At 75.5% G+C, this 22024-nt stretch carries 17 protein-coding genes and 1 pseudogene; 8 read left to right on the top strand and 10 right to left on the bottom strand.

Going from position 1 to position 22024, the window contains the following annotated elements:
- Window positions 1–49: 49 nt before the first annotated feature.
- A complete protein-coding gene (locus tag FF36_RS03980) occupies window positions 50–1393 on the top strand; it encodes a DUF58 domain-containing protein (protein ID WP_044883595.1) in 1344 nt (447 codons plus the stop codon).
- Complete coding sequence (locus FF36_RS03975) at window positions 1390–4038, top strand: transglutaminase TgpA family protein (protein WP_044883681.1); 2649 nt, start codon at window positions 1390–1392, stop codon at window positions 4036–4038. Before FF36_RS03980 ends, FF36_RS03975 begins: the two co-directional genes overlap by 4 nt.
- A gap of 33 nt (window positions 4039–4071) precedes the next feature.
- Here the strand turns inward: FF36_RS03975 and FF36_RS03970 are convergent, their stop codons facing one another.
- From FF36_RS03970 to FF36_RS03935, 10 genes and pseudogenes are all read right to left on the bottom strand, one after another.
- Window positions 4072–4479 (bottom strand): DUF3040 domain-containing protein, encoded by a 408-nt coding sequence (locus FF36_RS03970; protein ID WP_044883594.1) that lies wholly within the window; start codon window positions 4477–4479, stop codon window positions 4072–4074.
- Between the two features lie 168 nt (window positions 4480–4647).
- Window positions 4648–5743, bottom strand: a pseudogene (gene dinB, locus FF36_RS03965) (DNA polymerase IV); the annotation flags it as partial.
- A 15-nt stretch (window positions 5744–5758) separates the two neighbouring features.
- The coding region (locus FF36_RS37050) for a Y-family DNA polymerase (RefSeq protein WP_255354251.1) at window positions 5759–5868 on the bottom strand (110 nt) is incomplete at its 3' end.
- Window positions 5858–6748 carry a methyltransferase domain-containing protein gene (locus FF36_RS03960; RefSeq protein ID WP_236705562.1) on the bottom strand — a complete coding sequence of 297 codons (891 nt, stop codon included), beginning with the start codon at window positions 6746–6748 and terminating at the stop codon, window positions 5858–5860. The genes FF36_RS03960 and FF36_RS37050, both read right to left, overlap by 11 nt.
- A gap of 53 nt (window positions 6749–6801) precedes the next feature.
- Window positions 6802–6969 carry a hypothetical protein gene (locus tag FF36_RS35335; protein ID WP_157866929.1) on the bottom strand — a complete coding sequence of 56 codons (168 nt, stop codon included), beginning with the start codon at window positions 6967–6969 and terminating at the stop codon, window positions 6802–6804.
- Window positions 6970–7059: 90 nt separating this feature from the next.
- Window positions 7060–7722 (bottom strand): helix-hairpin-helix domain-containing protein, encoded by a 663-nt coding sequence (locus FF36_RS03955; protein WP_236705561.1) that lies wholly within the window; start codon window positions 7720–7722, stop codon window positions 7060–7062.
- Window positions 7719–8981 (bottom strand): RNA-guided endonuclease InsQ/TnpB family protein, encoded by a 1263-nt coding sequence (locus FF36_RS03950; protein ID WP_044883591.1) that lies wholly within the window; start codon window positions 8979–8981, stop codon window positions 7719–7721. The genes FF36_RS03955 and FF36_RS03950 overlap by 4 nt, the downstream gene beginning before the upstream one ends.
- An 8-nt stretch (window positions 8982–8989) precedes the next feature.
- Window positions 8990–9778, bottom strand: a complete 789-nt coding sequence (locus tag FF36_RS37045) for a PHP domain-containing protein (protein ID WP_044883590.1) — start codon at window positions 9776–9778, stop codon at window positions 8990–8992.
- Window positions 9779–9784: 6 nt separating this feature from the next.
- A complete protein-coding gene (locus FF36_RS03940; RefSeq protein WP_173667240.1) occupies window positions 9785–10357 on the bottom strand; it encodes an SAV_6107 family HEPN domain-containing protein in 573 nt (190 codons plus the stop codon).
- A 65-nt stretch (window positions 10358–10422) separates the two neighbouring features.
- Complete coding sequence (locus FF36_RS03935; protein WP_044883588.1) at window positions 10423–11208, bottom strand: hypothetical protein; 786 nt, start codon at window positions 11206–11208, stop codon at window positions 10423–10425.
- Between the two features lie 285 nt (window positions 11209–11493).
- On the opposite strand from FF36_RS03935, the gene FF36_RS03930 reads away from it, so the two are divergent.
- The 6 genes from FF36_RS03930 to FF36_RS03905 all read left to right on the top strand — a co-directional run bounded on the left by FF36_RS03930 (window position 11494) and on the right by FF36_RS03905 (window position 22023).
- Complete coding sequence (locus FF36_RS03930; protein WP_044883587.1) at window positions 11494–15459, top strand: BTAD domain-containing putative transcriptional regulator; 3966 nt, start codon at window positions 11494–11496, stop codon at window positions 15457–15459.
- Between the two features lie 5 nt (window positions 15460–15464).
- A complete protein-coding gene (locus FF36_RS03925; RefSeq protein ID WP_082121658.1) occupies window positions 15465–16262 on the top strand; it encodes a spheroidene monooxygenase in 798 nt (265 codons plus the stop codon).
- A 292-nt stretch (window positions 16263–16554) separates the two neighbouring features.
- Window positions 16555–19218, top strand: coding sequence for an FAD-dependent oxidoreductase (locus FF36_RS03920; RefSeq protein WP_242422278.1), 2664 nt, complete (start codon window positions 16555–16557; stop codon window positions 19216–19218).
- 206 nt (window positions 19219–19424) lie between these two features.
- On the top strand, window positions 19425–20012 hold the full coding sequence (locus FF36_RS03915) for a GNAT family N-acetyltransferase (protein ID WP_044883679.1): 588 nt from the start codon (window positions 19425–19427) through the stop codon (window positions 20010–20012).
- On the top strand, window positions 20009–20866 hold the full coding sequence (cruF, locus tag FF36_RS03910) for a bisanhydrobacterioruberin hydratase CruF (RefSeq protein ID WP_242418215.1): 858 nt from the start codon (window positions 20009–20011) through the stop codon (window positions 20864–20866). The genes FF36_RS03915 and cruF overlap by 4 nt, the downstream gene beginning before the upstream one ends.
- A 5-nt stretch (window positions 20867–20871) precedes the next feature.
- Window positions 20872–22023, top strand: a complete 1152-nt coding sequence (locus tag FF36_RS03905) for a glycosyltransferase family 2 protein (RefSeq protein WP_242418216.1) — start codon at window positions 20872–20874, stop codon at window positions 22021–22023.
- Window position 22024 lies beyond the last annotated feature (1 nt).

The following is a 22024-nucleotide window of genomic DNA, read 5'->3' as shown; positions in this document are numbered from 1 at the left end:
CCCGGCCCGGCACGGCACGCCCGGCCCGGCACGGCCGTTAGAGATCCGTGTGCGGGACTTCGTCGCGGCGCTGCGCGGCCTGACGGTCCGCGGCCGGTCCTTTCTCGCCGCGGGGGCGGCCTGCGCCGTGTCCGCGATCATCCTCGGCGAGCAGGACCTGCTGCGCATCGGGCTGCTCGTCGCGAGCCTGCCGGTGCTCGCGGCGGCGGTCGTCTGCCGCACCCGCTACCGGCTGTCCTGCACGCGCCGGCTCGAACCGCGCCGGGTCACCGCGGGCGACCGGGTCAGCGTGCGCATCCAGTTGGAGAACGTCAGCCGCTCGCCGTCGTCGGTGCTGCTGGTGGAGGACACGACCGGCTCCGGTCTGGGCGGCGGCGCCCGCTTCGTGCTCGACCGGATCGAGCCCGGCGGCAGCCGTGACCTCTCCTATGCCCTGCGCGCGTCGGTCCGCGGCCGCTACCAGATCGGGCCGATGGCGATCCGGCTCGGCGATCCGTTCGGGCTCTGCGAGCTGTCCCGCAGCTTCCGCAGCATCGACGAGCTGATCGTCGCGCCCGCCGTCGAGCGGCTCCCGCCGGCCCGGCCGGGCGCCTCGGCCAGTGTGAGCGCCGAGCTGCGCCGGGCCACCGGCCTCGTCGGCGAGGACGAGACGACCACCCGGCCGTACCGGTCCGGCGACGACCTGCGCAAGGTGCACTGGAAGACGACGGCCCGCAGCGGCGAGCTGATGGTTCGACGCGAGGAGCACCCGCAGATCGGCGCCGCGGCGATCCTGCTCGACACCCGGATGCGGGCCTGGCCGGACTCCGGCCCCTCATCGGCGTTCGAATGGGCGGTCAGCGCCGTCGGCGGGATCGGGCTCCACCTGGTCCGCGGCGGCTACCGGGTCCGGCTGCTCACCGACCGGGGGCAGGTCACGACCGCGGCCGGCGCGACCGTCTCCGGACTGCTCGACGAGCTGGCCACGCTCGCCCCGGTCGACGCCGAGTCACTGCACCCGGCCCTCGCCGCGCTGCGCCGCCCCGGCGGCGACCGGGGCGGCCTGCTTGTCGCCGTGCTCGGCCACACGGAGCCTGCCCAGCTCACGACGCTGGCCGCCGCGCGCTCACACCGTGCCCCCGCCATCGCCGTCCTCGTCGACGTGACGAGCTGGCACCCCCACCCGGCGGCCACCGCCGACCTCGCGACGGCGCGGACGGCGCTGACCCGCGCCGGCTGGGCGGTCCTCGTCGCACGGCAGGGCATGAGTCTCGCCTCGGTGTGGCCGCGGGTGACGGCGCTGGCGGGCCAGCGGGGATTCGCCGGCGCCCGCCCCGCGGACGATCGTGGGGGCGGCGGGCCGGCCTCGGCGACCCGGGCCGCGGGCCAGCCCCCGCGCCGGGCGGCCCGGTGACCGTCCGCCCGGTTTCCACCGTCGTCGCCGCAGCCGCCTGCCTGCTGTCCACCAGCGCGCTGTCCCGGCTGTTCGACGGGACGCTGTGGTGGATGCGGCCCGTCGTGATCGCGGTCGTCGTCGCGGTGGCGACCGCGACGCTCGGCAGGTTGCTGCGGCTGCCGGTCGCGGCCGCCATCCTGCTCAGCCTCGCCGGGCTCGTCGGCACCGTGACCGTGCTGTGCGCCCGGGGGACGGCGCTGCTCGGGGTGGTGCCGACCGCCGGGACGGTGCGGACGCTGCGCGCGCTCATCGCCGACGGCAGTTCGGACATCTCCCGGCTGGCGGCGCCGGTGCCGCACCGGCCGGGGCTGGTGGTCCTGACCGTCGTCGGCATCTACCTCGTCGTCATGGTCGTCGATCTGATCGTGGTGACGTTGGACCGCCCGGCCCTCGGCGGGCTGCCCCTGCTGGCCCTGTACGCGGTGTCCGCGGCGATCCTGCCCGGCGGCGTCGGCACCGTTCCGTTCCTGCTGGGGGCGGCGAGCTTCGTCGCGCTGTTGCTGCTGGACGGTCGGTTGGCGTTCGGCCGGTGGGGCCGGACGGTGTCCGACGCCGGCCGGGGGCGCGGCGAGCGCGAGGCGTTCGGCGGCCGGCTCACCGTGAACGCGCTCGGGGTGGCGCTCGCCGCGCTGCTCGTCGCCGTCGCGGTGCCGCTCGGCCTGCCGTCGCTGGACGGCGAGGGGCTGGTGTCGCGCAAGGGCGGCTACGGCGCCGGAGACGGGCCGAGCTCGGCCAGCGTCGTACAGCCGATCGTCTCGGTGAGCCAGCAGTTGCACGCCAGCAAGCAGGTGCCCCTGTTCAGCGTGCGCTCGCAGACCCCGCGGTATCTGCGGCTGACGGCGTTGGAGAACTTCGACGGGCAGTTGTTCACCCTGCGGGCGCTCAACGCCACCCGGGACAACCGGGTCAGCGAGGGTCTACCGAAGCCGCGCCTCGGCGGCACCACGGCGCAGGTCAGCGCGGACATCGCCGTCACCACCCGGTTCAAGGAGCTCTACCTGCCGGTCCCGGGCATCCCCACCAAGATCAAGGGGCTTACCGGCGACTGGCGGCTGGCGGCCCCGACCGGCACGATCTTCTCCACCCGGACCTCGACCGCGGGCGTGCGCTACCAGGTCGACGCGACCGTGCCGAACCCGACCCGGGCCGAGCTGGCGGCCGCGACCGGGCCGGCCCCCGCCGAGCTGGCCGTGGACACCGCGCTGCCGGACAACCTCGACCCCCGCCTGCGCCAGCTCGTCGAATCGATCACCCACAACGCGCGCACCCCCTACGAGAAGGTGTACGCGATCCAGCAGCACCTGCGCGGGCCGCTGTTCACCTACGACCTGGCAGGCGCGCCGACCACCCAGGAAGGCGCCCTCGCCGAGTTCCTCTTCGAGTCGCACCGGGGGTACTGCGAGCAGTTCGCCTCCGCGATGACCGTCCTGGTGCGGATGCTCGGCCTCCCCGCCCGGGTCGCCATCGGTTTCGTGCCCGGCGAGCAGCAGGCGGATGGCAGCTACCTGATCACGAACCGGCAGGCGCACGCCTGGCCCGAGGTGTGGTTCCCCTCGGTCGGCTGGGTGAGCTTCGAGCCGACCCGCCGCTCGGACGGGGCGACGGCGGCGCCCTCGTACGCGCCCGCCGGCATCGACGATCCGGACGGGGCGGCCGCGCCGCCCGGCGAACAGAGCGCGTCCGGTGCCCAGCCGCTGCCCGCACCGGTGCAGGTTCCGATGCCCAGCGCCGGGGCGAACCCCGACGACCCGACCGCGACGCACCCCCCGACCGCGGGCGAGGACACCGACACCTCCCCCGGCATCCCTGCCTGGGTGATCTGGCTGTGCGCGACCGTTCCGCCCGTGGCGGCCCTGCTGGCCACCCCGGCGATCATCCGGTTCCGGCGGCGGCGGGCCCGGCTACGACACGGCCGACCCGACGACACCGCCGGCGCCGGCGCCGGCGGCGGTCCGGCCGGCCGGACCGGCGCGCAGGGCGTCGACCAGGTGCACGATGCCTGGGCGGAGCTGCTCGACGTCGCCTCCGACCTCGGCATCACGATCCGGGTCAGCGACTCGCCGCGGGCCGGGGTCGCCCGGCTGACCGCCTACCTCGACGCCGAGCCCGCGTCCGCGTCCGCGCGGCAGGCCGAGCCGGCGGCCGACCGGCAGGCCGATGCCACCGCGGCGGCGCAGGCTAATTCCCAAACCGACCCGACGCCGGCCGTCCCGTCGTACCCCCAGGCCCGCGAGGCGCTGGCCCGGCTGGCGGCCGCGGAGGAGCGGGCCCGATACGCGCCCCCGGAACTCGCCGCCCCGCCGCCGCACGCCGAGGTGAGGCGGGACGTCGCCACCGCCTCCGGGACGCTCTGGTCGGTCGCCCCGCGAACCCGCCGGATCATGGCGCGCCTTGCGCCGCCGTCGGTGTTCCGCCGCCGTGAGCCGGACGAACCGGGCCGCGATCGCGCCGGCCGGATCCGCCGGTACCTGCGGCGGCACCCCACGGACACCGGACCAGGCCGCTCCGGCGGCGGGCCGCAGCCCGCGGCGGTGAACGATGCCGAGGCCCGTGTCCCGGAGCCGGCGCACAGCGGCGGATCAGCGCCGCCGGACGGCCCCTGAGATCGCCCGGACGACGGGGAGATTCCGCGCCTGCTAGGACCGGTCTTCCCAGCGGCGCCGCCAGCGTTCCTCGACCCGTTCCATGAAGGGCGCCTTCGTCCGGGATCGTCCCTTCGACCGGCCTCGGCCGCCGGGCCGGCGGCCGCCCGTGTCGCGCCCGCTGATGCGACGCAGGTCGGCGGCCCCGCGCAGCGCGGCGAACAGCATCATCAGGAACCCGAGGATGCCGAGGATGACGGTGAGCGGCACCCGGTTGAGCACCACGCCGACCACCAGGACGGCGAGCCCCAGCAGGAAGACCACCGCACTGCGGCGCACCCGGCGCAGCAGGTACGTGCGGGGGTCTGTCGACCGCACGGTGCTGGCGAACTTCGGGTCATCCTCAACGAGAGCGCGCTCGATCTGCTCCAGAAGGCGCTGCTCGTTCTCCGAGAGCGGCATCGACGCTCCTCCCACGACCTACAGGCCCGGCAGACGGAACCTGACAACCAAGAATAGGCATGCGCGGGCGGGTGCGGTAGGCAACCCGTCATGCCGGTTGGAACCGAGCCAATCACCTCACGTGTCCCGTGCCCGAAGCAGCACCGTTCATGCCGGGACACGCTGTCGTCACGGTGGGCCCGGTGAGGGCCCCTCGGGCCGGTCGAGCAGGGCCGCCGGACCCACCGCACCCGCGCCGAACCGGTCACGCGCCCGGTCGGCGACCCGGTCCAGCTCCGCCCAGCCGTCGGGCCGCTCCCCGAGCAGTAGCTGCCTGCTGCCGCCGCCCGCGTCGACGAGGTTGCCGGCCCGCACCCCCAGCAGGCGCACGGCCATGACCTCGGCGCCGGCAACCCGGCCGCCCCCGAGCAGGCCCAGATCCGTCACCAGGTCCGTCGCGGTGGAGTAGATCGCCTGGGACACGTCGGTGCCATCACGCAGCGTGCGGGCGCGGGTCACGGTCCGGAAGTCGCCGTAGCGCACCTTGACCGAGATGGTCCGGGCGCGCCGGTCCCGGTGCCGGAGCTGGCCGGCCACCCGTCCGGACAGGCGCAGCAGCTCCCGAGCGAGCGCCGCCGGCTCGGTGATGTCGGTGGCGAAGGTGCGTTCGGCGCCGACGGTGACCTCCGTGGTGGCGGGATCCACCCGCCGCTCGTCGATCCCCCACGACAGCCGGTGCAGGTGGGCTCCGGCGGTGTCCCCGAGCGCCCGGCGCAGCGTGTCCACCGGGGTGTTCGCAATGTCCCCGATCGTGCGCAGCCCCAGCCGGGTCAGGGTGGCCTCCGCCCGCGGGCCGACGCCCCACAGTGCCCCGGTCGGCAGCGGATGCAGGAAGGCGAGTACCTCGTCGGGGGCGATGACCGCCAGCCCGTCCGGCTTGCACCGGGTCGAGGCGATCTTGGCGACGAACATCGACGGCGCGACGCCGACAGAGCAGGTGAGGTCCTGCTCGGTCGCCACCCGCCGGCGGATGTCCGCGGCGATCCGCGGCGCCGACCCGAACAGCGCCCGCGCGCCGGCGACGTCGAGGAACGCCTCGTCGACCGACAGCGGCGCGACCAGCGGGGTGACGTCCCGGAAGATCTTCATGATCTCGATCGAGGCCGCCCGGTACGCGGCATGGTCGGGCGCAACCACCGCCGCGGTGGGGCACAGGCGCAGCGCCCGCGCCATCGGCATCGCGCTGCGGAGCCCGTACGCCCGGGCCTCGTAGGTCGCCGACAGCNCCNCCCCGCGCTCNCCCCCCGCCACGATCAGGGGCCGGCCACGGAGCTCGGGCCGGCGGCGCAGCTCCACCGAGGCGAAGAAGGCGTCCATGTCGACGTGCAGGATCGTGCTCTCAGCGCGCATGGGGACCCGTGCCGCCCGGGCTGCGGGCAAGGACGTGGAGCTGCGCCGCCAACGCCCGGAACGGCTCGCGCCCGGCGGCCGCAAGCTCCAGACGCAGCAGCCGCCGCGTCGCCAGGGCGTCGGGCAGGCGCTCCCCCGGCACCAGATCCGCGAAGATCCGCACCCCGTGGACGTCGAGCACCTCCGCCCCCGCGGCCTGGACCAGCGCGACGGCCTCCGCGGTGGTGAACCGCCGAGGCACCCGACCAACCGCCGGCTCCCTGGCCGCCGACGAGCTGTGATCAGCCCCGGACGGCCGGTGCGCGGGGGGCATGTCCTCGACGAGTGCCGCGAGGGCCGCTTCGAACTGCCCGGCCAGCGCACGGGCGAGGACCGCGGCGGCGAGACCGGCCACGACGACGCTGAGCGCACCACCCGGCCGCAGCACCCCCAGCGCCTGCGCGAGTGCGCTCTGCGGGTCGTCCACGATCTCCAGCACCGAATGGCACAGCAGCAGGTCGGCCTGCCCGGCGCCGACGATGCCGGTCAGGTCACGCAGGTCTCCCTGGATCGAGGTGACCCGCCCGCCGAGCCCCTGCTCGGCGACGCGCCGGCGCAGGGCGGCCAGCGCGTCGGGCGAGGGGTCCACCACGACGACCGGATAGCCGGCGGCCGCGATCGGCACGGCGAAACCGCCGCTGCCGCCGCCGGCGTCGACGACGAGCGGCCGGCGCGCCCCCACCATCGGCTCACCCGGTGCCCCCGTCCCGGCCCCCGTCCCAGCCGCCGTTGCCTGGTCGACCGGGGCCAGGGGGGCCGGGCGGGGCAGGACGGCCCACAGACCGTGCCAGATCGCGGCCTGCCGCAGATCGCCGCCGGTGACATGGTCGACCATCGACATCGCCTCCTCCTCCCGGCCGCCCGCCCTGGTTGCCCCGGTCGGGCGCGGGCGGGTCAGCGGCCCACGACGAGGCCGATGGCGACGCCGACCGCGAGCCCGCCGACCGACAGTCCCAGGATCCGTAGCACCCAGGCGTTGCGGCGGGCCACGGCGGACGGCACGACCCGGCGCGCCCCCCGGTGCGCGCCGTGGTGCCGGAGCCCGGAACCGGTGAGAGCCATCGATGATCACCTGCTTCGTCACGCGCAGCACCCCAAGAGATAACCGATAGTGAACGACGGCTACGCTGCGCGCAACAGCGGGCCGGCGGATCATCGGAAGTCCCGAGAGCGGGAGGCGACGGCGACCGGCAGCGGCCACATCCGCTCGGCGATCACGTTGGTCACCCCTTCGGCCCGTTCGAGGCGACCGTGGACGACGAGGGCCACCGCCGTGCGGGCCACCACCCGATGACGCGTCCAGACGCCGGGCGAGCAGATCACGTTCACCAGGCCCGTCTCGTCCTCCAGGTTGACGAAGGTCGTGCCGCCTGCCGTCGCAGGCCGTTGACGATGGGTGACGATCCCGGCGACCAGGACCCGCCGGCCCGCCTCGGCGTCGCGCAGACCCGATGCCGCCGTCACCCCCCGGGCGGCGAGCCGCTCCCGGAGGAACCGGGTGGGGTAGCCCTCGGTCGTGATCCCCGTCGCCCAGAGGTCGGCCACGGACTCCTCGAGATCGGCCATGTCGGCGTAAGGGCCGCCCGCCGCCCGCGTCTCGACGATGCGGCGGGCCAGGCTCTCCCCCACCCGCCGGACCCCGGACAGGCCGAGTCGGACCCGCGGTTGCGCGCCGACCAGGCTGGCCCCGACCGCGGAGGCGTTGACGTCCGGCCGCAGCACCTCGACGCCGTGGCGGCGGGCGCCGGCGACCAGGCTCTGCGGCGATTGACTTCCTCCCCCTCGTGAACGAGGGGGATTCCCGGTGGCGGTCATGCCGCCTCCCCGGATGGTTGACGCTTCACCGTCCCCGGCAACCCGGAGATCTCCACGTCCATGGACGACAGTCCAGCCGCCCTGATGTTCAGACTTGCATTGATATCCGCGTTCCCCGACCAGCCACACGACGTGCACAGGAATGTTGCCTGGTCGGGGCGGGACGCCCGGTCGACGACCCCGCAGACGTGGCAGCGCTGCGACGTGTACGGCGCCGGTACCTTCACCAGCACCCCACCCTCCCAGGCCGTCTTATAGGCGAGATGCGCGCCGATGCGTCCCCATGCGGCGTTCAGAACCGACCGGTTCAGCCCGGCTTTCTGCCGCACCTGCCGCCCGGGGTTCTCGACGGCGCCCCGGGCCGAGCGGGTCATGTTCCCGACCCGTAGATCCTCGATCACGACCAGCCCGAACTCCCGACTGATCCCGGTTGTCACCTTGTGTGCCCAGTCGTCGCGGCGGCGTTTGGTTCTCGCGCGCACCCTGGCGATCTGGTCGTACGTCCTGGTCAGCCGGTTCGACGTCGCCGCGCCACGAGCCCGGGCCCGGCGCTGCCGGGCTGCTTTCCGCTCCAGGCGAAGCAGACGGCCCGCCTCACCCACGGACAGCAGCACCGGCAGATCCCGAAACGACCCATCCGACAGGGCCAGGGTCCGCGTCACCCCCCGGTCCACCCCGACCACCGGGCCGCCATGCGGCTCCGGCCGCACATCAGGGGTTTCGATCCGGAACACCACATGCCAGCCGTTCACCTCGCGGACCAGCCGGGCACCCGTCAACCGGCCCGGCACCCCACGAGACACCCCGGGAAGCGGCCGCGTCCACCGAAACCGCACCCGACCAACCCCGGGAACAGACAACACACCCCACCGGCGACTGCGTCGGATCACCTGCAGCCCACTCGCCTGCGGCACATCCACCGCCAGGCGGGCACGACGCCGAAACCTGAAACGCGGCGGACGAGCCAACCCCGCATAGCAACGCTTCCACGCAGCCTGATACTGCTTCAACACCTGCTGACACGCCTGCGCGGGCAGAAGCGAAAGCCACTCGAACCCCTCCGGCGGGCTCTTCCGCGCTTCCCGCATCTGCCGGTCGACCGCAGCCAACGGCAACGCCGAACGGCGATGCTCCCGACACATAATGTGCCATTCATGTAACAGATTCCACAGCCCCCGCGCCGCATGACCCTGCCCGTCCAGCTTCCCCACCTGACCCACCTCCGGGTATAAGCGGGCGACATGAACAAGTCGGGCCATGGCTCATTCTACCCGAATTCACGGCGATTCATCTTCCGCCTGAAGGCGGAAGCCCTCTTGCCGCCCCTGGTAGCCGGGGAAGCGGCCATCGCCGCCGCCAACCGGGCCGCGCCGGGCGCAGCGTAGTGGACGTTGCCGGTCGCCACCAGGGGCAGCCGCGCGGCGCGGGCCAGCTCGGCCAGAGCATCGTTGCGGGCCGAGTCCAGCGGATGGGCATGATCGGCGAGCTCCACCGCCACGTTCCCCCGGCCGAACAGCTCCGCCAGCTCCGCGAGGGCGGCCCCGGCGTCGGCGGGACCGGAGCGGGCCAGGGCCCGGGGAACCGTGCCCTTGCGGCATCCGGTGAGCACCTGCCAGTGCCCGCCGGCCGCCCGGGCGCAGGCCTCGGGCTCGGCCACCAGCCGGCCCTTCTCCCCGCTGGCCAGGTGGGCATCGGACAGCAGCCGGGCCAGCCGCCGGTAGCCCTCCGGATCGCGGGCGAGAACGAGCAGATGGTCGCCGCCGGGATCGGTCTCCCCCGCGCGGGGCGCCCGCGCCCCGAGCGAGATCTCCGCTCCGAACACGGTCCGCAGTCCCACCTCCCGGGCCGCCTCCGCGAAGCGGACGACGCCGTAGAGCCCGTCGTGGTCGGTGAACGCGAGCGCCGACAGCCCCAGCCGCACCGCCTCCTCCACGAGGTCCTCCGGCTGGCTCGCGCCGTCGAGAAAGCTGAACGCGGAATGACAGTGCAGCTCGGCGTAGGGGACCGTCGAGGCCGGGGCATCCCGTCCCCGGCTGCCTCCCGCCGGGCCGGCCACGGCCGGCTAACCCCGCCGCGGCGGGACGGCCGCGACTGCCACGACATCGGCGGGACCGGTGCCGGCGAGCACCGGCTGGGACGGCAGCCCCAGCGCACCCTCGACGACGCCGATGAACTGGTCGACCTGACGGATCAGATCGTCGGCCTCCCGCCGCCCCACCACGTTCAGGCCGGCCTCGGCGGCCGCCCGCCGACCGGCGCCCGCCGCGAAGAAGTCCGCCCAGTCGACGAGCTCGGGGGCCACCCGCACGAGCAGGCACCAGGCGCTGACCGGCCGGCCCCGCCGGCCCGGCCGGGGCCGCGCCCGGTCCGCCAGCACGGCGGCGGCGGCCCGCAGGGCGGCGAGATGGGCCAGGGCATACCGCTCCCCGGCCCGGGGGGCGTACTCCGCTTCTCCGAGACCGCGCCGGGCGGCGGCGAGCAGCTCGTCCCGGGAGCGGTGGGGCAGCCCCGCCGCGGGCAGGAGGGCCCGTCCGGGTGGGCTGCTGGATGCTCCGTGCCCGGCGGACGCACCCTCCACCCCGACGGCTCCGCCCGCGGGGCCCGCGCCGCTGACAGGTCGACTCACGACGGCCATGACACCCTCCCGGTGTCGAACACAGGTTCGAATACCTGGAAGGTAGCCCCCCGCCGGCCGGCCCGTCAAACACCCAGCTCTCGAACACGCGAGCGAGCCGGCACGACGGTGCTGGTCTCGAGCAGCCGCAGGAACCAGGCCAGCACGAGCAGCGCCACCACGTCGGGCACCCAGCCCAGGCGCGGGTCCGGGACATCCCCCCGATGGGTATCCCCCGGACCCGCGTCCGACGCCCGGACCACCCGGGTGACCTCCGGGGCGAGCAGGTCGGGGTGGGCCACGACGAGCGCCGTCCCGTCCAGCGCGAACCGGATGATGTTGACCTCGCGGTGCCCCACCAGGCCGCTGGCGAACGCGCCGCGGGTCGGCGTGAGCCACCGCAGCACGCAGCCGTCCGCCAGGCGCACCCGGCCGCCCGCCCGGTCGGCCGCGAAGGACGCGACCGGCACCCGCCCCATCGGCTCGACGAGCCGCACGCCCTGGCCGTCGAGATCCAGCTCCAGGACGAACGGGCGCCGGGCGGCCATCAGCTCGACCCGCCCCCGCGACGCCCAGTCGGCGAGCACCGCCTGCTCGTCGGTCTCGACCCACACCTGCCGGACCGCGCTGCACCGGCTCGCCGCGGTGACCTGGAAGACCACCTCGTGCGGCAGACCGCCGGCGCGCCGGGGAAGGGCCTCCGCCCCGGCGCCGACCTCCGGCAACGGCCGCGTGCAGGTCACGGGCTGTCCCGGCCGTCCCGACCGTCCCGCGACCGCCTCGGCCCGCGTCCCCGACGCCGCCGCCGGGGACGGCGCCCGCCCCGGCGCCCCGGGCCGTCGCGACAGGATCCTCGTCACCGCGATCGCCATGATCCCGACACCTCCTACCGTCGGCCGACTGCCGACGGTCCGTCATCCTCGGTTCTCGTCGATCCGGAGTGCACACCTGCGGTGTCAATGAGAGGTGCACGCACGGTCACCGCAGACGTTGAGCGGTCGTTGACAGATCCCGTGCGCCGCGCCGGGATCACCGCGGGTGCGGTCCTGACGCGGAACCGACAGCGCCCGCGGGGGTCCGATGGTTGCCGCCGGCTCCCCCTCGGGCGCACGCTGCGATAAACAGACATCACCCCGGGGCCATGACGAGAGGACCTGATGCCCGACCGCGACAGCCTGCAGTTCGCCATCCTGGGTCCGCTGGAGGTCACCGCGGCCGGGACACCCGTCTCGCTGGGCGGCGCCCAGCGCAAGGTCCTGATGACCGTCCTGCTGCTCGAGGCCGGCAAGGCCGTGCCGATCCCCCGGCTGATGGAGGTGATCTGGGGCGACTCGCCGCCGGAGGGGGCGCTGCGCACGCTGCGCACCCACATCAGCGAGCTGCGGCGGGTGATGGGGGACGACAAGCCGCCGCGGATGCTGCCGCGCAAGGGCGCGGGCTACCTGCTCGACGTGCGGGCGGAGCAGATCGACGTCGAGCGGGCGCGGCGGCTGCTGGCGCAGGGCCGGCGAGCGGTGGACGACGGCGACCCGGTGAGCGCGATCGCCCCGCTGCAGGAGGCCCAGTCGCTGTGGCGGGGGCCGCCGCTGGTCGACGTCGCGGACCATCCGTTCGCGCACGGCTACGCGGAGGCGCTCACCGAGCTCCAGCTCGACGTGGCCAAGACGCGGATCGCCGCCGACCTGTCCCTGGGCCGGCACCGAGAGGTCATCGGCGACCTGCGGATGCTGGTCGCCCGCCATCCGCACGACGACGGCCTGCGCCGGGAGCTGGTCGTCGCCTTCTACCGGGACGGCCGGACCGAGGACGCCGCCCGAGCCTGCCGGGACGGTCTGGAGGCCCTGCACGAGCTCGGGCTGGACTCCCCGATGCTGCGCCGGCTGCAGGAGGACGTGCTGCGCGGGGCGCCGGATCTCGCCTGGGCGCCGCCGCGCTCGCTGGGTCGCCCCGCCCAGGTCGCGCCCACCGGCTCCGGCGGCCACCAGCTCCCGCCGGACACTCCGGAGTACACCGGGCGGGACACCATCCAGGCCCGGGCGCACGCCGTGCTCACCGATCAGGTGGCCCTGGCCCGGGGCACCGTCACTGCGGCCTTCGCCGGCAAGGCGGGCGCCGGCAAGACGGCACTGGCCGTGCACATCGCGCACCGCATCCGCGCCGGGTTCACCGACGCGCTGTACGTGGACCTGCGCGGCACCAGCGAGCCGCTGGAGCCGACGCGGGTGCTCGCCCGGTTCGTCCAGGCGCTCGGGGTCAGCCGGGCCGCGGTCCCCACCGACCCGGACGACCTGGCGGAGATGTACCGGGAGCTGCTCGCCACCCGCAAGGTGCTGATCATCCTGGACAACGCGGCGGGTGAGGCACAGCTACGTCCGCTGATGCCGACGAGCCCGGGCTGCGCCGTGCTCATCACCAGCCGGTCGCGGCTGCACGGGCTCACCGTGCCGTACTGGATGGTCGACGTCCTCATCCCCAGCGACGCGGTGGAGCTGCTGGCCAAGGTGGTCGGGGCGGCGCGGATCGAGGCCGAGCCCGAGGCGGCGCGCGACATCGTCGGCCTGTGCGGGTACCTGCCGCTGGCGATCCAGATCGCCGGGCGCAAGCTGGCCGCGCACCCGCACTGGCGGCTGGCGCGCCTGGCCGGCCGGCTCGCCAACGAGCGGGACCGGTTGTCCTGGCTGGAGGTCGGCGACCTGGAGATCCGGGCCAGCTTCTCGCTGAGCTACGAAGGTCGGCCGGCCGACGAGCAGCGTGCCTTCCGGCTGCTGTCGCTGCCCGCGGTCAACGACTTCGCGCCGTGGGCCGCGGCGGCCGTGCTCGACGTCGATCTGGACGAGGCCGAGGACGTCGTCGACCGCCTCGCCGACGCGCAACTGCTGGAGCGGCGCGGCGTCGACGCGACCGGCACGGAGCGCTACCGGTTCCACGACCTGCTGCGGGTGTTCGCCCGGGAGCGGGAGACCGGCGTCGGGACGGCGATCGGCCAGCCCGCGTCGACGGCGCCGAGCGCCCACCCGGGGTCCGCGGACGGGGAGCGGGCGGGGGACGGCCACGACGCGCGGTCCCCGGCGGCCGCGCCCGAAGGTGGCGCCGCCGCCGGCGGCGGCGACGGGCACGGCGCCCTCGACGCTGCGAAACCCGATGATCCGCCGATGTTGTCCGGTGAACACCGAGCGGCGCTGAGCCGACTGTTGTACGCCTATCAGGTGATGCTGCGTGAGGCGGTCGACACCTTCAGCCCCGGGCGCGTCCGGACCCTGTCCGCCGACGGGCCGGACGCCGGCTTCGCCGCGCAGGCCGCCGCCCGGTTCGCCCGCGCGGACCTCGCCGAGGTCGTCCGCCAGCCGCTGGTCTGGTTCGGCGGGGAACGCTCGAACCTGCTGGCCCTGGTCGAGCAGGCGCAGGCGGCCGGGCTCGACCAGCCGACCTGGCTGCTCGCCGTCGAGGCGGCGGAGTTCTACGCGTTCGCTGCGCACTGGAGCGACTGGGCGCGCACCCATGTCCTGGGCCTGGCCGCCGCCCGCCGCACGGGGCACCGCCTCGCCGAGGCCGAGCTGCTCACCAGCCTCGGGGAGCGGGAGATCGTCCTGACGTTCGAGGAGGCGTTCTGGCGGTTGGACGCCGCCGGAGCCGACCCCGACGGCGAGCCCGCGGTGGCGGTCACCCAGGGTGCGCTCGAGCGCCTGGCGCTGGCCACGGAACGTTTCGCCCGGGCTCGGGAGATCTTCGCCGGCTTCGGTGCGGAGCTGGGCGAGGCGCGGGCCGTGCGCGGGCTCGCCGACGCCTGCCGCGGCCGCGGCGAGTTCGCCGCGGCACTGGCCCACTTCGAGACCTGCCTGGGGACGATGCGGCGGACCGGGGCCCGCCGCCTCGAGGCGGAGACGCTGGTCGCCCTCGCCATGACCCACGGCGACCGCAGGGAACTCGCCGACGGCATCACCTGCCTGACGATGAGCCTGTCGATCGCCCGGGAGCTCGCCAACCTGCCGCTGGAGGCGCAGGCCCAGCGGCGGCTGGGCGATCTCTACCGCTACCGGGAGCGCCCCGAACAGGCGCTGGCGGCCTACAACGAGAGCCTGCCGCTGCTGGCCGAGCTGCCCGATCCGCTGTGGGAGCCGCGCGTGCTGGTCCGCCGCGGTGACATCCTCGCTCAGCTCGACGACCATCCCGCGGCCCGGCGTTCCTGGCAGCAGGGCATCACGCTGCTACGCCAGCAGGGCTCCCCGGAGCTGGCCGCCGCCGAGGATCGGCTGACCGCACCGGTGACCACCGAGCCGACCCAGTTCACCGGCGGCCGGCTGCTCGGCGCCTTCGAACCGGCCTACTTCATCGCCCGGGTCGCCGCCTCGCGGCGCAGCGTGCGGTTACTGAACACGTGGACGGACCTGGTCGCCGCGCCGCACCGGGACGCCTTCACCGACGCGGTGCTGGCGGCGATCGACGCCGGGGCGATCGTCCAGATCCTGCTGCTCGACCCGGACTCGCCGGCCGCGGCGGCGCGGACGGCCGACCTGTCGCACCGCATCGACGTACCCGCCGAGATCCGGGCGAACCTGCTGGTCCTGGACGGGCTGCGGGAACGGCTCACCCCGGTCCTGCGTCCCCGCCTCGCCGTGCGGCTCTACGCAGAGCAGCCGCTGACGACCTACCACCGCTGGGACTCCGGCGCGCTCGTGTCGAGCTTCCCCGTCGGCTACTCCTCGGCCGCCGCGACCCAGCACGAGGCGACGATCTCCTCGACCCTCGTCCAGTTCGTCGAGCAGCACTTCGAACGGCTGTGGAGCCCGGCGGGCAGCGCCGCCCTGGACGACTACCTGCGCGTGCCGTTGCAGGTCCTCCGGTCGGACGCCGACCCGGTCGACGTGCGCGCCGAGTTCGTCCGGCTCGACGGGGCGGTGTACATCGCCTCCCCGGAGCTGGCCGCCCTGCTGCGCCGCAGCGGCCCGGACGGCCTGGTCGCGGCGGTGGCGGGCAACGGCCGGCACGCGCTGTCCGGCATCGGCCGCGGCCGGGTGGTTCCGCTGCGCGACGACGTCGGCGCCGGAGTTGTGGCGACGGCCTTCACGCAGAAGTACGGGGCCGCGCGCGACGGCCTGCTGCGACTGTCCTCGGTGCGGAGTTGAACGCGATGAGAACTGCGGTCCCGATGAACCCGGCCAACCCTGCCGCCCTGCTGGTGACCGTCGACTTCTGGCGGGTCCCCCGCCGCCGGATAGGCCACGCCCTGGCCCGGGTCGCCGCCGACCGCTCCGCGCTGCGGCACGTCCCCGGGCTGACGTTCGTCAAGCTGCTCGGCACCGGCTCGGCGAGCAGCCTCGGCCTGCGTGGCGCCGACCCCTGCCAGTGGGCGATGGTCGCCGTCTGGGAGACGCCGTCGGCGGCGCGGTCGTTCGAGCGGTCCGCACAGGTGCGGGCCTGGTCGGTGCTGGCCGAGGAACGGTGGCGCATCGACCTGCACCCGCTGTCCTCGCGCGGGCGGTGGTCGCGGCAGGAGCCGTTCGGCGACCCCACGGCCACGGCCGCGCCGACCGCCACCGCCACGGGCACGAAGGTGGCGGTGATCACCCGGGCCCGGGTCGCCCCCCGGCACACGCTCACCTTCCGCCGGGCGGTCCCACCGGTGGTCGCGGACCTCGCTCAGGCCGAGGGGCTGCTGTTCGCGGCCGGGATCGGCGAGGCACCGATCGGGCTGAAGGGGACGTTCAGCCTCTGGCAGGACGCGGCGTCGCTGCGCCGGTTCGCCTACGGCCGGCCGGCGCACAGCGAGGTCGTCCGCCGCACCCCCGAGGTCGGCTGGTACAGCGAGGAGCTGTTCGCGCGGTTCGCGGTGCTCGGCTCCCGCGGCACGCTCGGCGGACGCGATCCGCTGCTGGCCCTGCTCCCCGATCCGACGTTGGCAGGCCCCCCGACGTTGACGACTCGTTGAAGGTCCCGTGCCGGCCTGGCGCCCCGGGCCGGCAACGGATTCGGCGGTTTGACAACCCGTTGACGGACGTCCGCCACGGTGGGGAGGTCCGGCGGCGAACCGGATGAGGCAGCCCGACGAACCGGATGAAGCGAACCGCATGCCGATGCCCCGTGACCAGGCACGTGCCCAGGTGTCCGCAGGCCAGGCACCCTCCGAAGCGACACCCCGCGGTCCAGGACCGCACCCCCCGGTTGTGCGCAGGTCCACCCCCCACCGCCGGATACTGATCGCCACGGCGGTGGGCGCCCGCGTGGCGGACCTGGTCACTCGGGCCGGCAGCGCGGTCCTGCGCCCGGAGCTGGCCGCCCGCCCGGCCGAACTCGCCGACGCGCTGGTCGAGCTGCGCCCGCACACGCTGGTCGTCGGCGCGAACGCGGTCGACGCCACCACCCTGCGACGATGGGCCGCAGCGGTCCGCGCGGGCGGTCCGGTCCCCGCGGGCGGTCCGGTCCCCGCGGGCGGTCCGGTCCCCGCGGGCGGTCCGGTCCCCGGGGGCTCAGCGCGGTCCGACGCCGACCGCGAGCTCCTGCTCGTCCGCCGCGGCACCTCGCTGGCCGCCGTCGACACCGCCGCTGCCGCCCGGCTACGGATCGAGGTGCGCAACACCCCGGAGGTCAACGCCCGCCACGTCGCCCGGTTCATGGTCGACCGGCTGTTCGACCCCGCCGGCGGCGGGGCGGCGTCGCTCGCTCGGGAGCAACCCTCCGCTCGGGAGCAACCCTCCGCCCGAGAGCAGCCCCCTGCCCGAGCGCAGCCCCTCGCCCGAGCGCAGGAGTCACGGCGGCCGGGCATCCTCGGGCTGCTCGGCGCCGGCAACATCAACGGACGGGTGGCCCGGGACGGCGCGGCGCGGGGCTGGCGCCTGGTCGTGCACTCCCCCTCCCTCGTCGCCGATCCCGCGTCGGTAGGCGCCTGGGCGCGCCACCACCGGCTGCCCGCCGACCGGGTGCGGATCGCCCGCACCGTGGAGGAGCTCCTCGAGGCCGCCGACGTGGTCGCCGTCGCCGCGCCGCTCGTCCACGCCGGGCCGTGGGCGACCGTCGGCATGATCGACGAGCGGGAACTCAAGGCGTTCACGGGCGAACGGATCATCTCGGTCAGCGAGCCCGAGGTGTTCGCCCAGCGCGCCCTGCTCGACGCCTACGACCGGCGTGATCTCACGGTCGTCCTGGACAACGCCCCCCGGCTGCTCGCCCCGGTGCGGGAGCTGCTGGCCGCGCGGATCGACGGTGACGGCGGCGCCCTGCGCCCCGGGTTCACCCTGTGCTCCGCGGCGATGCGCTCCGACGCCTGCGACGACGACCTGGATCAGGCCATGCTCGCCGTGGTCGGCCGGGCGGACCTGGACGAGCTGACCGGCGCCGACCTGCTCGGACCACAACTCGATCATCCCGGCGCGGGCCGGGGCACCGACCGCCGAGTCGACGAGGACCCGGCACCTGACGATCCCGCCGCGGACGGCCACGGCGTGGTGGTCGTCGGCGGCGGGATCGTCGGACTCACCGTCGCGCTGTTGCTGCGGCTGCGGGGGTATCGCCGGATCCGGGTGCTCGATGCTGCGCCGGCGGATCGCGCGGATCCGGACCGGCAGGGCACGACGTTCGGGGGGGCCAACGCGCGGCACCTGTCGGCGACCGAGACCCTGCCCCCGACGGACGCGGGCCGGGCCGGCATCCTCGAGCGCGGCCCGGCGGACGGCGGCTGGCGGCTGCGCGACCCCGCCTCCCTGAGCGCGGCCGAGCTCGCCTGGTCAGAGGCGCTCGACCGGGGCACCGACCGGCCGGGCCTGCACGCGACGACCCAGGAGCTGGTGATCGCTCTCAACCGGCTGGGGCTGCGCGGCTGGGAGCGCCTGTTCGCCGTCGACGGCGCGGGCTGGCTGGCCGGCCTGCGCCGGGACGCCCGGCTGGCCCGGATCTACCTCGGTGCCGCCGACCTCGCCGCGGGCGAACGGCTTCAGCGCGCGGCCGACACCGGCGCCGTCCGCCTGCCCGGTGAGGCGCTGGCCCGGGACTGGCCGGGCCTGGGCACCTCGGTGCCGCTGCCAAGCGGCGTGCGGGAGATCGCGGGCGCGGTCGAGGTGGACGGCTACGCCGTCAACATCCACGATCTGGCGACGGCGCTGGCCAGCCGGCTCACCGACCTCGGCGTCGAGGTGCGCGCCGGCGTCCGGGTGCGCGGGCTCGACCCCGGCCGCGGCCCCGGCACGAACAGCGCCGCCTGGGCCGGGAGCGGCCCGGCCGGGCGGCCGGAACCGGCGGGGCAACCAGAACCGGCGGTGCGGCTGCGTCTCGACGACGGCTCGGTGCTGCCGGCGGATCACGTCGTGATCACCACCGGGGGCCGTGACCTGGACCGGCTGCTCGGCGCCGCCTGGCCCGGGGCCGGCGCGGTGGCGCATCTGCTCGGCCTGTCGCTGACCCTGCCGAACCCCGGGCTGCGCCGCCCAGCGAAGATCCACGCCGGCGATCCCCTCGGCGTGATCAACGTCTCCCTGTCCCCCGACGGCACGTTCATCCACGTCAGTGGCGGCTTCGGCTACCTGGGCCTGGCCGAGCGCCAGTCCGCGGCGGCGGGGATCGCGGGGCTGCGGGACGTCGCCGAACGGGCCATCGCCGGCCTGTTTCCGGCGCTGCAGCGGGCCGACGGCAGCCCTGACGTGCGCGACGTGCGCGTATGCGAACGTCCGACCACCCCCGACGGACTCCCCCTCGTCACCGCACTACCGGGCCACGCCGGCCGGGTCCTGGTGGCCGCGGGGACGAACGCGGGCGGCGCGGTGCAGGCGCCGGCCGTCGCCCTCCTGGTCGCGGACCTGCTCGACGACGCTCCCCGCTGCGCGGGCCTCGCGATGGCGGCCGACCGGATCGGCCTCCCACACATCCCGGAAAAAATGCTCTGCGCATCAGAGTAATGACGTTACGTGGCAGGCACTCCCGTCGCCCGGCGCGCCCCGCAACTGGCGCGTTATCGTCGAGCAACGTGTTGGTGTGCCCCGACCTCCTGGCTCGCCAGACCCGTTCGCGGGACCAGGTCGACGCGCCGAGGGACGGACAGGAGGCGACGCCGGTGACCGACGGGGACGGGGACGTGAGCGTGGTCCGCTGGCCGCCCAGCCGCATGCGGGCCCGGCTCGACGATGTGATCGCCGTCTACAAGGCCGCGTTCCTCGATCACCACGAGGCCGACCCCGTCCGGGCCGCCCGGGACCGGGCCCTGCACGCGCGTCGCCACTTCGACCGCCGTGACCTGCTCGCCGTCGCCGCCGTCACCCCCGACGACACCCTCGTCGGCATCACCTACGCGCTGCCCGGCCAGCCCGGCCAGTGGTGGCACGACGTCGTCGTGGACGCGCTTGCGGCGGCCTCGGCAGCCACGGCGGCGCACTGGCTCGACGACTGCCTCGAGATCGTCGAGCTGCACGTGCTGCCCTCCTACCAGGGCCGCACGATCGGCCGTCAGTTGCTGCGGGAGCTGCTGCGGGACGTCCCGCAGCGGACCGCGGCGCTGTCCGCGCTTGAACCCGCCGGCAGCCGGGCACGCCGGTTGTATGCCAGCGAGGGATTCGTCCCGCTGCTGTCGGACTTCCAGTTCCCCGGGACGCTCACCCCCTACGCGGTGCTCGGCAAGGAGCTGCGGGGTCCGTCGGCCGCCAGCCCCGCCGGCGAGCTCGCCGGCGACGCCGACCAGCCGGAACCCGTGCGGTGACCCTCCGCGGCCCGGCGTCCACGGCGCTCGGGTCGGCCCGGCCCGTACGCCGGAGCATCCCCGGCAAACCGCCCGGGCACCGGGCACCGGTCTGGGGATGGATTCCCGCGCTGGCCACGGTGGCGGTGCAGATCCCCTACCCGCTCGTCGGCGGTGCCGGGCGCAGCGCGCTGGCCGTCGCGACGGTCCTGCTCTTCTTTGCCGCGTCGACGGCGCACGCCCTGGCCACCCGCGGTCCGCTCTGGACCGCCGGCTTCCTCGCCGTGACCGTCGGTGGGGGGCTCGCCGTGGAGACGGTCGGGGTTCACACCGGCGTCCCGTTCGGCCGCTATGACTATGCCGGCTCGCTCGGCCCCCGCCTGTGCGGCGTCGCCGTCGTGGTGCCGCTGGCCTGGGCGATGATGGCCTATCCCACCTACGTCCTGGTACGGCGGCACCGGCGCGCCCCGGTCCGCGCCGCCGTGCTCGGCGGCCTGGTGCTGGCCACCTGGGATCTGTTCCTCGACCCTCAGATGGTCACCGCCGGGCACTGGCACTGGCTCGGCGGCGGTCCGGCGCTCAACGGGATCCCGCTGACGAACTTCCTCGGCTGGCTGCTGGTCGGCACCATCATGACCGCGACCCTGCTCGCGCTGCCCGACCCGACGCGCCGTGCCCACCGCGACGAGCGCATCCCGCTGGCCCTGCTGGCCTGGACCTACCTGTCGTCGGTGCTGGCGAACCTCGTCTTCTTCGGTGAGCCCGGCGTCGCGGTCACCGGCGGGGTCGCGATGGGAGCGGTGCTGGCCGTGGCGCTGCGGCCCTGGCGCGCCGACCGCAGAGCGGACGATCCCGGGCGGTGGGGGTGGCGGTGACGGCGGTGCGAGCCGGAGCGGCGGTGCGAGCCGGAGTGGTGCGGACGGCGGCGTTGGCGTCCATGGGTATCGCGGCGCACGCGGCGGTGAACGCCCGGCTGCTGCGTGTGGCGCCGCCGGCCCGGCCGGTGCCGGAGCGGGTGTCCGTGATCCTGCCGGTCCGAGACGAGGCCGCCCGCCTGGACGGCTGTCTGGCGGCCCTGCTGGCCGCGCGGGACGTGCCCGAGCTGGAGATCGTCGTCTACGACGACGCCTCCACCGACGCCACCGGGCGGATCCTGGCCGGCTGGGCGCGGCGCGACGGGCGGATCGTCCCGCTGCGCGGCGCCGGCCCACCGCCCGGCTGGCTGGGCAAGCCGTACGCCTGCGCCGGGGCCGCGGCCGCCGCGACCGGCACCGTGCTGGTCTTCGTCGACGCCGACGTGATCATCGCCGCCGACGGGCTGGCCCGGGCCGTTGCGCTGCTGCGCGACAGCGGGCTGGACCTGGTCTCGCCGTATCCGCGCCAGGTCGCGGCGAGCCCGGCGGAGCGGCTCGTCCAGCCGCTGCTGACCTGGTCATGGCTGGCCCTGCTGCCGCTGCGCGCGGCCGAGCGGTCCCCGCGGCCGTCGCTGGCCGCGGCCGGCGGCCAGTTCCTGTGCGTGGACGCGGCGGCGTACCGCCGGGCCGGGGGGCACGCCGGGGTCCGCGACCAGATCCTCGAGGACATCGCCCTGCTGCGGGCCGTGAAGCGCTTCGGGGGGCGCGGGGTGATCGTCGACGGCACCTCCCTGGCGACCAACCGGATGTATGTCGGCTGGGCCGAGCTGCGCGACGGCTACGCCAAGTCGTTGGCCGCCGCCGGCGGCAGCCCGGCGGCCAGCGCCGCGCAGGTCGGCCTGCTGTGGTGGCTGTTCGTCCTGCCTGCCGCCGCGGCGGCGCGCGGCTCCCGCGCCGGACTGGCCGGCTACCTCGCCGGGGTCGCCGGCCGGGTGGTCGCCGCCCGGCGCACCGGGGGGCGGAGCTGGCCGGACGCCGCCGCCCATCCGGTCTCGGTCGGCCTGCTGGGATACCTGACGGCGCTGTCGTGGTGGCGGCGGCGGCGTGGCACCGCGGCCTGGAAGGGCCGACCGGTCACGGCACCCCCGCGGCGGCGCGGCCCGCGGGCCGGCTCGTAGA

This window comes from Frankia torreyi, assembly GCF_000948395.1.
GTDB classification, from domain to species: Bacteria; Actinomycetota; Actinomycetes; order Frankiales; family Frankiaceae; genus Frankia; species Frankia torreyi.
The sequence above is the reverse complement of the archived record's forward strand: the minus strand, read 5'-3'. Positions and strand labels throughout refer to the sequence as shown.